Genomic DNA, 14,277 nt, shown 5'->3' with positions numbered 1-14,277 from the left:
AAGGTGAAAAAATTACTAATTATTTCTTCTCACTCTTACTTCTCACTTCAAACTTCTTACTTCTTACTTCTCACTTCTTACTTACTTTTCACAACTCTTAAATCATTACATTTGACACACATAATCCGTTATGAATAAAAATTCTGCACAGGATTTCCTTGACCTGATCAAAAAATCAAGACGGGGAAAATTTAAAATCTACATCGGAATGAGCGCCGGTGTAGGAAAAACCTATCGTATGCTGCAGGAGGCTCACGCTCTTCTGGAAAACGGAATTGATGTGAAAATCGGCTATATTGAAACCCATCATCGTAAAGAAACACATGCTTTATTAGAAGGATTGCCTATTATTCCAAGACGGAAATTATTTTACCGGGGTAAAGAGCTTGAAGAACTTGATGTTCAGGCAGTTTTAAATCTTCGTCCCGAAGTAGTAATTGTAGACGAGCTTGCGCACACCAACATTGAAGGCAGCAAAAATGAAAAAAGATGGCAGGATGTTGTTGAGATTTTAGATGCGGGAATCAACGTGATTTCTGCGGTCAACATTCAGCATATTGAAAGCCTTAATGAAGAAGTAAAGGAGATCACCGATATTGAGGTAAAGGAAAGAATTCCTGATTCCATTCTTTCTCAGGCAGATGAGGTGGTAAATATCGATCTTACCGCTGAAGAACTCATCAACCGTCTGAAAGCAGGAAAAATTTATGACAAAACGAAAATTAACGCAGCATTAAACAATTTTTTCAGGGCAGAAAGTATTTTACAGCTTAGGGAACTTGCCTTAAAAGAAGTTGCATCACAGGTAACGAGAAAAGTAGAATCTGAAATAACGATTCATAAATCGTTGAAAAAGGAAAAATTTCTGGCCTGCATCAGCTCGAATGAAAAAACGGCAAAGAATGTAATCCGAAAAACAGCAAGACTGGCAAATTATTACAACAGCCAATGGTACCTTTTGTATGTTCAGGTTCCGAGTGAAAGTTCGGATAAAATTGCATTAGACAAACAGCGGCATTTAATTAATAACTTTAAATTAGCCACAGAATTGGGTGCGGAAATTATAAAAGTGGAAGATACCAAAATAGCACATGCTGTCATGACACAGTGCGAAGAAAGAAATATCACCACAGTCTGTATCGGAAAACCTCATCTGAACCTCTGGAAGATTATTCTGGCAACCGATACTTTCAATACGTTGCTTAATAAACTTTCCCGGGAAAATATAGATTTGGTTATCTTGAGTTAGATGTAAAAAGTCAGAAGTTAGAAGTTAGAAGTTAGAAGTTGAATGTAAAAAGTTAGAAGTAAAATGTAAAAAGTGTTATTCTTTCATTTTTTACTAAAACCTTTCATTATATCCTATGAAAATTAAAACAAAACTCAATATAGGTGTTGGCGTTTTATTTGTGATGATTGTCGTACTTTCTGTATTAAGCGTATGGAATATCACAAAACTGAAAAAAGACACCAATAATATTCTTGTTGCGAATTACAATACGCTGGAATATTCCCGGAATATGCTGTTGGCTCTGGAGGAAATCAATTCGGACCCGTTGGCTTTCGAGGTGTTTGAAAAGCATCTGGAAAAGCAGAAAAAAAACGTAACGGAGCCGGGAGAGAAAGAAACTACGGAGAAAATAATCACGCATTTTGCAAGCCTTAAAAATAATCCGGAAAATACCAGCCTGCAGTCTTCCATCAGGAAAGACCTTACGGAACTGATGCAGCTTAATATGTCTGCCATTCAGCACAAAAGCAGCGTTGCGGATGATACTGCCCGTGATGCCATTACCGTTATTTCCGTGGTGGGAATGATCTGCTTTTTACTGGCATTTATTTTAATGGTAAATCTTCCTTCCAATATTGCGGACCCTGTACGCCAGCTTACGGCAAGTATCCGCCAGATTGCCAATCAGAATTATAAGGAAAGAGTACATTTTGAAGGCAGCAGCGAATTTAGTGAACTTGCAAATTCTTTCAATACCATGGCTGAAAAGCTTCAGGAATATTCCGAAAGCAGGCTGGATAAAATTTTAAAAGGTAAAAAACGTATTGAAACGCTGATCGATAATATGCAGGATCCTGTAATTGGTATTGATGAAAATAAAAGAGTGTTGTTTGTAAACAATGAGGCATTAAGCATTACCGGACTTCAGAAAGAAAGCTTCGTAGGACAATTGATTCAGGACGTGGCGATCAACAATGACCTGGTGCGAAATATCATCAAAGATCTCCTGTATCCTGATGAAAGCAGGGACCTTGAATCGATGAAAATCTATGCTCATGGAAAAGAAAGCTATTTTGAAAAGAACATCATCGATATTAATATTGTCCCGACCGGTGAACAGGACAGCCAGTTTATCGGGCAGGTAATTATGCTTCATAACATTACGCCTTTTAAAGAGCTGGATCTTGCAAAAACCAATTTTATAGGAACCGTTTCACATGAATTTAAAACACCTATTTCATCTATCAAAATGGGATTACAGCTTCTGGAAAATGAAAAAATAGGCAGCCTGAATGACGATCAGAAAAATCTTGTGAACGGGATCAATGAAGATACCAACAGGCTTCTGAAAATCACCGGAGAACTATTGAACATTGCCCAGGTTGAAAGCGGCTCGATGAAATTAAATATTGCTCCGTCCAAAATATCAGACATTATAAAATATGCTGTGGAAGCGAATAAGGCTGCAGCAGAGCAAAAGAATATTACTCTTAACATTAAAACCGACGAAGGACCTGAACTGGTAAAGGCCGACAGTGAAAAAACCTCATGGGTTCTTAATAATCTGATTTCTAATGCCATACGGTATTCTTATCAGAATTCAGAAATTATTATTAAAGTTCAGGAAGTCAATCATCATATTGTTTTTTCAGTGAAGGATACGGGACAAGGCATTGAACCAAAATATGTTAACAGGATATTTGACCGTTATTTCAGGATTCCGGGAAGTAAAAAAGAAGGTACGGGTTTGGGGCTAAGCATCAGTAAAGAGCTGATAGAATCTCAGGGCGGCAATATAGAAGTTGAGAGCGAATACGGCGCCGGAAGTACCTTCAGGTTTACGCTTGAAAAGATTTAAACAGAAAAGCAACTGTAAATTTTTATGACCATAATAATCCTGCGCCGCTTCGAAGAAGCGGCGCAGGATTTAAATAACTTATATAATTTGTAAGATACTGTTTACATAATTGATTATTAATATTATTCTTACCAGATCATGTCACAAGGCTGCAGACGTTCTGCAATCACTCTCAATGAATTAGTGACATATAATCTAAGGAAGCAGCGTGATTCAATATTATACACTTTATTTCCCTTAATTCTTACTTCCATACCGTTTCCTGTATGGTCAAAATTATAAATGACAATTTGTTGTTTCGGATAGATTTCCCTCAGGTTTACGACCATCATGTCTTTAGAATATTCACCAATAATATGGATCAACCTGTTTCTATCATTTAATTCCAGATATCCTGACTGGTCAATTTCGTATTCATGAGGATCTAATCTTATGGCGTATTCTGATTCATCATTGATAATTTCGTCCCTTAAATCTGCGATCTCACCATTAGGAATAAAAAGTGTATCCGGTCTTTCTTTATCCGATTTAAAATTATTTAAAGCTTTTACGGATCCTTTTACAACGAGTTTATCTTTGCCGTTAGATGGCATTCCCATTCCGAAAAGGCTGTATTTACATTCGAAATTCAGGCCGTCAAAATTATCATAACCGGAGCCATAAAAATAGTATTCATTCTGTTTCGCAGCAAGAAGCCTTGTTGTCTGATTGTCGATAATCCCGGATTCTCCGCCAAAATAATTATCTGCCAGTACCAAACCTGTATTTTGGAGAACTGTAAATTCTTCATTCAGCTTTAATCCGTATTGATAAGCATAATTCCACTGCTGAATATTAGAAACTGTAAAATCTGCTGTAGTCCAGATCTGTACCCATGCAGTCCACCTTCCTCCCACCATCGTCCTTTGATACGTAATATTAGGAGTATTTCCTGAACCGTATGAAGTAGCGGTTTGCTTTACCCAGGTACTGTCGTGGGTTTCAACTGCCACATACCACCATCCGCCGTTATTCATAGGTGCATTGGCCAATCCGGAACCTCTGTAAAAGCCTGTTTTAAAGTAGCTGTTTAAATCCGAACCGGGAATCATCACAGATGTACCATCCGGAGTACTTAAAAAATTGTTCTGCAAATAGGCTTGTGTTGCCAATGCGATATAAGCCTGCGTTCCTCCATTATTAAAGTAGATGTAGGGATATTGCGAACCGTCTGCAGATGGATAATTACCTGATGAAAAACCTATTCCTGTAGCATTTTCCAGCGCATTGGCTTTCCCGTTCAGCTGATTTAAATTAACTGCATGAGCTCCTAAAGTACCGTTAGGAATTACCGGACTTTGAGCGAAAGTATTGGTATTGGTAAATGTCTGTACGCCTGCTAAAGTAGCATATCCTGAAAGCTGGGAATTTAAACCTGACTGGCTTATAAACCCATAGCCATTCATATAAGAACTAATATTTCCTGAATGAATAACGTCTTTCCAATCGCTCCATCCCTGATTTCCGGAACCGTAATAAGAACCTCTGAACTTCATTCCCCCGCCACCTCTTTCAATAGTCAGCTGTTGTCTTCCGTCCGAAGAGTTTAGGTTTAGAGTTGTTGTGAAACTATATCCGGAAGTAGGACCTTCCTGCCTGTAGATTCCTGATTCTGAAACATCTTCTAAAGCAGGTACATGTCTTAAATTCTTAAAAGGATTATAATTTCCTTCATGCAATATCATCCAGGATTCAGACCCATCTACATTTTCTATTCTTGGATCTATGCCGCTGCTTCCTCTGTTAATATAGACTCCACCACCTGCTTTTTTGTAGATCTTACCCCCTTCAAAAAAATTGATTCCGGAATTATCAAGATTAAAATTAATATTCCTGTCCAGATAAACTCCTTTTATATTAAATGTATAAATGCTGCCGGCTCCTTCATAATCAAAATGAACATTGGTATTGGTCTGTAATACCATATGCGGCAGCGATGGGTTACCAAGATAAAGAGTTTCTTTCTGAGGATTGAATACCTGTGCTCCAATTAAATTATCGCTATAAAAATATCCGTAATTAGATCTGAGGCCGCCATTCTGATCTATTATTAATGATGCCGAATTACCTCCTGAACCCGGAACTTTTAATTGAATAAAATCACCATATGATCCATCCCACCCTCTTTTTAGAAGAACTCTCTGGATCCATGAACCGGCTCCTGCGGTAATTAAAGGATCAACAGATTCATTAAAATCAATCGTTTCATTTTTAGCATAGAATGTTTCTTTTATTCTGGAAAAGACAGAGCTGTTTACTTCATACACTTCAGCAAAAGCCAAAGTAAATTCCATTGCCGTATCCGGGCCATCAACATATACATGACCTCCATTTCCAAAACTGGTTCCTGTACCACATATAACAGCTCTTACATAGGTTTCCCATTTTCCCGTTCCGGATCTTGGAGTCAGCCAGCTAACTGAAGCATGATCGCCCATATAGTTTTCGGCATTGTTAAATGAATAGCCTATAGGCAGCTTAGCCATAAACTTCTGGATAAACACAGCATTGGCTCTGGCATTAAACCCTAATATAAATCCACCCAACCCCGGCGTAGCTCCATTACCATTATAATTAAATCTTAGCTGCATTCCTGACCTGTTTGGCAGATCAGATGCGGCTTCCCTGGTCATGGAAACTGTACCGTTGCCATAATTATTATAAACTCCTATTCCATTTGCGCCATATCTGAATTCTTCATCTCCATATAAAGGATAAGCTCCCTGCAATGCAAGATTAAGCAACGAAAAAGGCCCCATCTGCGGATTGGCTACCGATAATCTGTCCCACCCCGAATAGATGGTATTCTGAAAACCTATCGTTTTGGTGGCATCAATGGTTTGGGTAGTATTGGACGTAACAAAACTTCCTAACTGAGAAGACAGTGCAAAATCCGAAATAGCCTTATGGCCTCCTCCTCCCAACAAGATTAATGAATTATCGGAATTGGCTTTTATAAATCCCTGAGAATAAACAGTACCCGGGAAATTTGTATTTCCACTTTCATCAAGAAGGGTAGCTGTTCTTATGAGACTTGTAAAAAGGCCACCGTACTGACGTACATAAATCGGTTCGTTACCATCATCACCTGTTGCTATTTCCAGATAGCCCTGATTTGATCCTGCTGTATTGCCATACACCCGCCAGTAATCATTATCACCAACCTGCCCCATAATTCCGCCCACATTGTTTCCGAAATTGATCATGCCGGTCATTGTCCCGCCAGCATTTGGTAAGTAATCATTTAAGTTGGATGAGGTTAAAAAATCTGAAACCGCTTTGTGGCCGCCTCCGCCAAGGAGCACATAATTATTATCAGATCCGTCTTTTATATATCCTGCAGCCCTTACATAATCAAAATTATTTCCATTGATGTCCATAAAGTAAAAACCATTACCTCTGTAGCTTACTGTTGCGGCATACAGTCCGGGCTGATGGAATGATATTGTTGGATAAACCAAATTGGTATTGCCGTTTCCGTTCACCATTAAAGGAGCACCTGAATAGCCGTTACCATCTCCTCCGGCAAAAGTTTTCTTGGAAATTATGGTCTGTTCTGTATGAAGACTGACAAAATTACTGGAATTTGCCGCTACACTGTTCCATCTGTCAATTTCTGATTGTGTAAAATTTCCGGTATGCCAGTAGTCAACGTATGACTTATATGGGGAAACTCCCTGCGGGCTTCCCTGAAACTGTCTTATTCCAGGTCCTGCTTTGCTAAACATAATTAGGTTTTGATTTCCGCCGGAAGAATCCTGATATCCTCCAAAATGCAGGTAATCAGCATAATGACTAGCCTGATCGCCATTGTTAAACCAGTTTGTAAAACCGATCTGAAAGTTTTGAGGTAAAATATGGGCCGGCTGAATGTTTCTATTGTCCCAATATCCTGCGAAATGTCTCCAGTTTCCTAATTCTGTGGAGTTTATTCCGTAAACGGGATGTGAGGTTGGGATATAGCTATTAGGATTAAAATTATTCGGAGTCCAGAAATCTGATAAAGACTTATGATCTCCGCCTCCTAAAAGAACCTTACCATTATCAGAACCATATTTATAGAATGCTCTTGCGGTAATATTTTCAAAGCCGCTGCCATTAACATCCGTAAAATAAAATCCCTGAGCATCACCTCTGTAACTAACAGTTCCGGCATACAAACCAGATTGATGAAAAGCAATTGTTGGGAATATCGTATTTGCAGGACCATTACCCCTCAGCTGCAGAGCGGCTCCCAGATAGTCATTTCCGGTAGCTCCGTTAAAGTCCTTTCTTGCATTAATAAGCTGTTCTTTATGAGTATTTACGACTCTCGAATCTCCATTAAAATTAGTGCTTAATATTGTATATTGGAGAAGCAGTGGTGTAACATCGCCTCCCCAAACAACATCCCAGCTGGAAGACAAAAATGTGTCGTCTCCCCCATATGCCTGTACATCTGTAATTGCTATTCTGGAATAAGCAACCTCAATAATGGGTCTTATATAGAAAACACCCGTAGCGGGATCTTTATAAAACTCTATTCTATCTATGTGTGCAGAATCACCTGCTTTCCAGGTAACCGTAGGCTCATAAACATCTCCTAAATAATTATAAATATTAACTTGAAACTCATAGAAAAAATGCGGATAATTATACAGTTTTACGGTAAAAGTTATCATATTTCCAGGCCTCGCTCCAATTTTAATTAAAGGATTCGACTGATACCCTCCATAAGAGCCTGCAAAAGCGGATAAGGCAATATTATTGCTAATTATTGACCCGGAGTTTTGAAAGTGCCCTACATTTGAGATATTTTTAGAATTAAGATCGATGTTTTGTGAAGCCCCGTTAAAAGGCACATAATTACCTGTTAAATTATTTAATTGTGATGCAACCCAGCTTTTATACGCTATTTGTTCCCAACCGCTCCAGTTTCCGCCACTAATTGACTTTACAAACATCTGGTTTTCACTATTAAAGCCCAACAGGTTTCCATAGTCTCCATCATGTGATGCGATACTGAGTATTGAGTTTGAATTTAGTTTACTGGGAAATAAATTTGCCGAACTTTGATCAACCCGGGTAATAAATTTAAACTTATTATTTTCAAATAACCCGTGAACATCTGCCAGATATGATCCGTCTTTAAATAGATAATCATGCGTATGACTGTTTACGGAGAAGTCTGAAATTGATTTTTCTCCACCACCTCCCAAAAGAACTTTACCATCATCGGAATTTGCTTTTCTGAATTCAGATGCAACGATGCCTTTATATCCTGTATCATTAAAATTTTTAAAATGAAAATATCCGTCAAAATTGATCTTTCCAGCATCCATTCCCGAGCTGTAGAACACAATTCCTGCTTTTGCGCCACCGGTTCCATAAGTCCACAATGTAGTATCTTCCGGATTGGAATTTCCGGAAACATAGAATACTTTCCTGCCACCGACGTCCTGTGGAGTATTGGTAGTCATGAGACTTAAATCAGAAACTATTTCCGCATGTGTCCTTTTGCTTATCTTTTTCGTTAGAGGGTTCCATACCAATACAAAACCTGTATCGTTCGGAACTCCTTTCACGATAATTTCGCCTTCTACAGCGATGTGATTGTTAAAATATTCCGGTGCGATCATTAATCTAATCTTGCAGTTAAAGTAATTCTGTATTCATTCGGGGAGAGAGGTGCCAAAACATCTATCTGTACATCATTTGCAGAGAGAGGCAGGAAGCTTACATTTATTCTTCTGTTATCTGTATTACGATAGCAGGTATAGTCGACATCCCAGGCATTCCAGCCGTGCGTGATAACAAAAGTTACCGAAGAGCCATCACCAATATACCATGTTTTAGATTTGATTTTCGAATCCAGGACCGCTCTTGTTGATCTGGGAGTCATTGCTTTAGTAGCGTTGCTTCCGGCAAGGGCTTCAGCATCCGTAGCGATCTGAATAAGTCCTTTTACCGAATCTGTAGCATCTACAATATCCGGAATTCCTTTTTCTATGATCTGATAATTGGCCGGTACATTTGACCCGCCATCCGTGTTGGCAATAAGATGGTCTCCCACAGAGACAGGATTATTTCCAACCCAGCCATTTGCCGTAATTACCCATACCATCCCGACTTTTATGCCGGCTGATGTAATGGGTGACGGAGCAGCCATGGAACCTTCAACAGCAGAAGGAACATACCCTCCCGGCTGATAAATCAATGCACCTGTAAGACTTTGTCCTAAAAGGTTTTCAACATACGTTTTGATTTTATTCGACGACCATGTAAACGTTCCCGACTGAACGGCATCATTCAGGAAAATGGAAACAATATCTGCGTTGGTAAGGTTTCTTCCTGCTACTTTAATAACATGTCCGGAACTGTTGGTAAGAATCTGACTTAACAAAAGAAGTCCGCTGGTCTGATCTGTCTGGAACGGATTATTGGTAAGAGGATAATCCGGATGCACATAATTATTTGCCAGATTAATCCATTGATTTCCATTCCATTGATGCAGCTCATTTTTGTAATCAATGATCCAGCCCGCGGGAACTCCGCTTGTGTCGGGAAGTGAATCAAAATACTGGAAACGTGTACGTAGGAGTTCTCCAAAAAAATTATCCTGATTTGCGTTGTTGCTTATTACTGCGTTTTTATTCATGGTATTTTATTTTTTTATGGTTTAACTTTTAAAATGAGAATATTGATTGGGTTAACGATTTGGCCCAGCATATTAATCTCTATGGTCTGGTTGGTTGCATAATCGTCGATATTTATTTTTTTACCAGTAACACTATCGCGTGCCTGGATGATTACATTTTCCGTTTCAACAGGGTTAGAAAATACTGTACTTCCGGTAATCTGTACTAGGGCGCTTGTTGGGGTCTCCGAGATGACCAAAACCTTTTCGTAAATCTGCTGATTAAATTCCTGTTGATTTTTAGGGCTTTTCAGCCAGCTGTAATCCAGTAGGAGCTTTACTTTATCTTCTTTTATTCCTTCCTGTGAAATCGCTTTTAATGCTTCAATATCAATACGGTTTTTCTTTATGAAATCAACTATTTCCTGAAGTTCATCAAGAGATAAATCGTTGGATAAGAGTAACTTTTTGATATTTTCTATTTCTGACTCCAGATTGGTATCCGCCACCTTCAATTCGTTAACAAAACCATCTGTTTGTATTTTAGTGTATACATTTACAATTCCCAGTTTATCTTTCCAGCTGTTAACATGAGTTGGCGTCAGATTACCTGCATTCAGTAAAGCCAGGTGCGCGGAATGAGCATCAGAATCACTCAGGTGTTCCTGAAACGCTTCTGCACCGGCAAATAATTGAGAAAGATCTTCAAGCCCTTCAATATTCTCAACCGGAATTGGGTAATCCTTGTGATAAAACGATGAAAATGTTGCTTTGAACTGTGCTTCAGTAGGAAAATCTCCGCTTTGAAACCAGCTGAAAATTGTATTTAATGGTGTATTCATTTGATTGTTGAAATTAGTCTTGATATAATTGAGAATAAGTGAGACATTAAAGCATTTTAAAACTTACTTATTTCATTAAATGATTCTGATTTGTCTTTGGAGGATTAAGTTTTTGCACCGGGCAAAAGAAACTGTATGAAATTCAACCTGAATCATAAACCTGTCTGTTGAATTTAATGATTACCGTTATGCTGTACTCTTCAAATTTCATGTTTTTTCAGTTACCGGGAAAGCTTTTTAACTGGTATAGTCCGTAGCTGCAGTAAGTTTCCATTCAGGATCCTGATCATTTAATAATTGCAGAAGTACATTCTGTCTGTATAAAATTTGTCTGAATAATAGGTCGTCATTAAAATAAATCAGCGCACAGGAATATCCATATACGCTGATAAATTATTGCTGAACGCAAATATTTTAAATCAATGATTTACTTTGCGTTACATTTTTTGCTAAGAAATATTAAGAAGCAACGCAGTTTCCTATATTCATTGTTTCCTGGATTATTCTTCCGTTGCTGTTCATGTAATACCTTGCGCTGCTTTTTGGAGGTATGGTAAAATTCACACTGGTATTGTTTACTATAAATTTTGCCTGATTTCCACTAACGTTCATAACAGTAATTTCCTGATATTCAGGCATAAGACCAATTACTATTGATCCTCCGTCAAGAAGTGTCAATTTTACAATCCTGTTTTTGGTGGCGTATGAATTTGCAGTACCAATAAATTCCTTATCATCCGGTCTGAGCCGGATATATTCATCTTCGCGGGCTATTTCGTGGGACAAACGATATAAGCTCCCGTCTCCGCCATATACATCATTATTATTGCTGGATTCCGAATAAATACCATACGGAATTCTTATAGTTCCGTTAAAATAATGATTATGAGAATCTGTTGGTTCTACACCACCATAACCGATATGCCCGTTATTTAAATTAATAGCAACGCCATCGTAACCTCCTGTTTTACAGCCAACTTTTACATAGTCTTTCTCTTTCGCGGCAATAAGGAGATCATTCTTTTTATCAAACAACCCTGCGATCTCAGCCGAATTGAGATTTAACAGCATAATTTCCCAACCCGGAAATGGTTCGTTAAGCTTTACAAATCCGTCCGTTAAATTAATAAGCTGGGATACGTTTACCGCATGATTATCCAATGTCCCAGCGGGGATTACGGGGCTTTGAGTAAAAGTTTTAGTATCATTTATCGTTTCAACTCCATTTTTGCCCACAAATTGATTCAGAGCTTCGCTTTTTGTATAGTAATTGCTTAAAGCTGACTGCTGTACGGAGTTATTCCAATTGGTAATATTACTCTGATTGAAATCTATTTCAGACCACACTCTCAGCCAGCCACTAAAACTGATACCATCATAAATACGCTTCCAGGTTCTGCCATACTGTAAATCACTGTACTCCTGCACAATCCGGGTACTGGAAGTTTTATAAATATTTAAACAGCCGGCCAGACTAACCGGGTAATTTCTTGCTGAAGTAGCATTAGAGCTGGCATGCTGATAGTAAAAACCGGGCGTCAAAAATGTATTCAGGTCGGCAGTAGCAAGTAATGCGGCAAATTTAGGAACTGAACCGGTATTATTTTGATCTACCCATGTTCTTGTTGCAACAACTTCCGTAGCAATTGACAGAAGCTGAGTGTATGTTGAAACATCCGTTTCGATGGTTTGTGTCCATCCTTTAGACCAATCGAAGTTCGCTCCCTGATGAAAAGCTGCAACTCTTTCAACCTCTACTTTCAGATAGGTATTCCAGACCGTATTTGATTCCCCAATATTAATACAAACATTGCCGGAAGCATCAAATCCTACATTAATTACCGATGAAGGAAAATTATCAGAACATTCGATAATAGCTTTGTGATTGCTGTTAAGTACAGTTGCGGAAAACTTATAAAAAGATACTCTTACGGTTCCTAATATCCTGGCATTCCATCCGAATATTTTGATTGTTACATCAAACATCGTTGCAAGCGAGGTAGCCTGTGGAAATTTAAAACTTAAAATTCCTGTCTGGGCACCAGCATAAAGTCTTTGGTACACTTTATTAAAAACCCGTGTGTTATTTTCAAATCGTGAAAGACTTCCTGTTGTGAAATTAATATTTTTATCAGCCATATTAATTTCTGTGCCTGCAGGAATATATGAGGCATTATCTACAGAGCCATCAGCTTTTAAAAACTGGGCCGCAGTACCGTTGACTACTCTATAGCCTTTCGCAGAAGTATAATATGCGTAATTAATATCCATTCTATAAATCTAAGTTGGTTACCACTACTGAAATTGGATTAGGAGGTGTAGAATCAAATTCTATTGCTACACTTGTTGTATCGATTGGTTTTATTCTTCCGTAAACTTTGTAAGAAGTAACCGTATCACGCATGGTAATCTCAACGTTCAGTGTGTTTAGGTTGTGAGCTAAAGTTGAAGTTCCTGTAATATTCGTAGTGTATGTTTTTGAAACATTGCTTCCGTCAGTAACCAAACCTTTAGCGTTTACGGTAACCCGGCTGTACGTTCCTGCAGTTACCCCTGAAGGCGCCAATGTTAATGCCGAAGTAACATTTGCCGAGCCATCGAAGGAAACATTCCACGTTCCGTCGCCAGAAGCGGCGATTGTTCTTGGGGTGGCTAATTTAGCTGCCGATCCGGTGGTATTGATGGATGCAGTCCCTGTTAACAATGTTGCCGGAACAGCAGTAACGGGAATGGCAACGTTTCCGGATCCGTCAATCGTTTGTGCCGTTGCGGTAACTCCAGAAAGTGTAATGGTTCTTGCAGCAGTCCATTTTGTAGCAGAAAGAACATTTTTCGCTGCATCCGCAGTATTATCGGCGTTGCTTAATCCTACATGAGATTTGTTTAAAATGACAACTCCTGTTAAGCCATTTACAGAATCTACGGCTCCTGAAGTAATATAAACGAATGTTGTTCCCGTCCAACGGTATGTTTTGTTGGTATCAAGAGACACATAAATTTTACCGGTTTCGCCGGCAATAAGATTGGTATAAGCCGCTTCCTTATAGAACTTTCCGTCGGCAACTTTATAATATCCTTCCAGAACATCATCCACGTAAGAAGGCAACTGAGAAGCAGGAACCAACCCGGCACCATCAAGCACTGCAACACCGTTTGCCGCACCCTTTTGTGACAATGGGATGTAATTGGTAAGATCCGTTGTTGTAGGTACAGATCCCAAAGAAACCGTTATTCCGCTGGCGGTCTGGGTAATTCCCGTAACCACGTTCCCGGTTCCTGAAGTTGTAACCGGAAGAGAGAATGTAGTTCCTGTAAGGGTTAAACCATTACCTGCAGCATAAGTTGTATCCGTGGAATCTAATTTAATGGTATTTCCGGATTGACTGATAGACATATTGGCACCCGCAGCAAGCGTAATATCTCCGGATACTAAAGAGCCGGATGTACCTCCTTTCACACGGGTAACCGTATCCGGCGTTGTAAATGATCTGTTTGCCGAAAGGTCATAACTTGTTCCGTTAATTGTTAACGTCCTTGTCTTCGGAACATAGTCAGTCGGAGTAAAATTTCCGTCATGCCAGAAAGAGCTGATAGAGCGCGTTCCGCCACCGGCTGTTAAGATGTCGTTGTCTGTTTTTCCTACGATTTTGTATCCGACAGAACTGTGATAATAAGCATATTTAATATCCAT

At 39.0% G+C, this 14,277-nt stretch carries 7 protein-coding genes; 2 read left to right on the top strand and 5 right to left on the bottom strand.

The annotated features are described in order from the left end of the window. Positions 1-130: 130 nt before the first annotated feature. Positions 131-1,249 (top strand): sensor protein KdpD, encoded by a 1,119-nt coding sequence (locus ODE14_RS01500; protein WP_248394013.1) that lies wholly within the window; start codon positions 131-133, stop codon positions 1,247-1,249. 115 nt (positions 1,250-1,364) lie between these two features. After that, the gene (locus ODE14_RS01495) at positions 1,365-3,089 is read left to right on the top strand and encodes an ATP-binding protein (RefSeq protein WP_248394014.1); all 1,725 of its coding nucleotides are present in this window, start codon (positions 1,365-1,367) and stop codon (positions 3,087-3,089) included. 128 nt (positions 3,090-3,217) lie between these two features. On the opposite strand, the gene ODE14_RS01490 is transcribed toward ODE14_RS01495, so the two are convergent. From ODE14_RS01490 to ODE14_RS01470, 5 genes are all read right to left on the bottom strand, one after another. Next, the gene (locus ODE14_RS01490) at positions 3,218-8,746 is read right to left on the bottom strand and encodes a pyocin knob domain-containing protein (RefSeq protein ID WP_263602678.1); all 5,529 of its coding nucleotides are present in this window, start codon (positions 8,744-8,746) and stop codon (positions 3,218-3,220) included. After that, complete coding sequence (locus ODE14_RS01485) at positions 8,746-9,765, bottom strand: hypothetical protein (protein ID WP_248394016.1); 1,020 nt, start codon at positions 9,763-9,765, stop codon at positions 8,746-8,748. Before ODE14_RS01485 ends, ODE14_RS01490 begins: the two co-directional genes overlap by 1 nt. Positions 9,766-9,779: 14 nt before the next feature. Beyond that, positions 9,780-10,586: a hypothetical protein gene (locus ODE14_RS01480; RefSeq protein ID WP_263602677.1), complete on the bottom strand. Its 807-nt coding sequence runs from the start codon at positions 10,584-10,586 to the stop codon at positions 9,780-9,782. A 459-nt stretch (positions 10,587-11,045) separates the two neighbouring features. After that, positions 11,046-12,857, bottom strand: a complete 1,812-nt coding sequence (locus ODE14_RS01475; protein ID WP_263602676.1) for a pyocin knob domain-containing protein — start codon at positions 12,855-12,857, stop codon at positions 11,046-11,048. Position 12,858: 1 nt separating this feature from the next. Further along, positions 12,859-14,277 carry a hypothetical protein gene (locus ODE14_RS01470; RefSeq protein ID WP_263602675.1) on the bottom strand — a complete coding sequence of 473 codons (1,419 nt, stop codon included), beginning with the start codon at positions 14,275-14,277 and terminating at the stop codon, positions 12,859-12,861.

The organism is Chryseobacterium sp. PET-29 (assembly GCF_025736815.1).
GTDB classification, from domain to species: Bacteria; Bacteroidota; Bacteroidia; order Flavobacteriales; family Weeksellaceae; genus Chryseobacterium; species Chryseobacterium nepalense.
The sequence above is the reverse complement of the archived record's forward strand: the minus strand, read 5'-3'. Positions and strand labels throughout refer to the sequence as shown.

Coding starts and splice junctions, on each gene's coding strand:
- ODE14_RS01500 (WP_248394013.1), top strand. CDS start 131: ATGAATAAAAATTCTGCACAGGATTTCCTTGACCTGATCAAAAAATCA.
- ODE14_RS01495 (WP_248394014.1), top strand. CDS start 1,365: ATGAAAATTAAAACAAAACTCAATATAGGTGTTGGCGTTTTATTTGTG.
- ODE14_RS01490 (WP_263602678.1), bottom strand. CDS start 8,746: ATGATCGCACCGGAATATTTTAACAATCACATCGCTGTAGAAGGCGAA.
- ODE14_RS01485 (WP_248394016.1), bottom strand. CDS start 9,765: ATGAATAAAAACGCAGTAATAAGCAACAACGCAAATCAGGATAATTTT.
- ODE14_RS01480 (WP_263602677.1), bottom strand. CDS start 10,586: ATGAATACACCATTAAATACAATTTTCAGCTGGTTTCAAAGCGGAGAT.
- ODE14_RS01475 (WP_263602676.1), bottom strand. CDS start 12,857: ATGGATATTAATTACGCATATTATACTTCTGCGAAAGGCTATAGAGTA.
- ODE14_RS01470 (WP_263602675.1), bottom strand. CDS start 14,277: ATGGATATTAAATATGCTTATTATCACAGTTCTGTCGGATACAAAATC.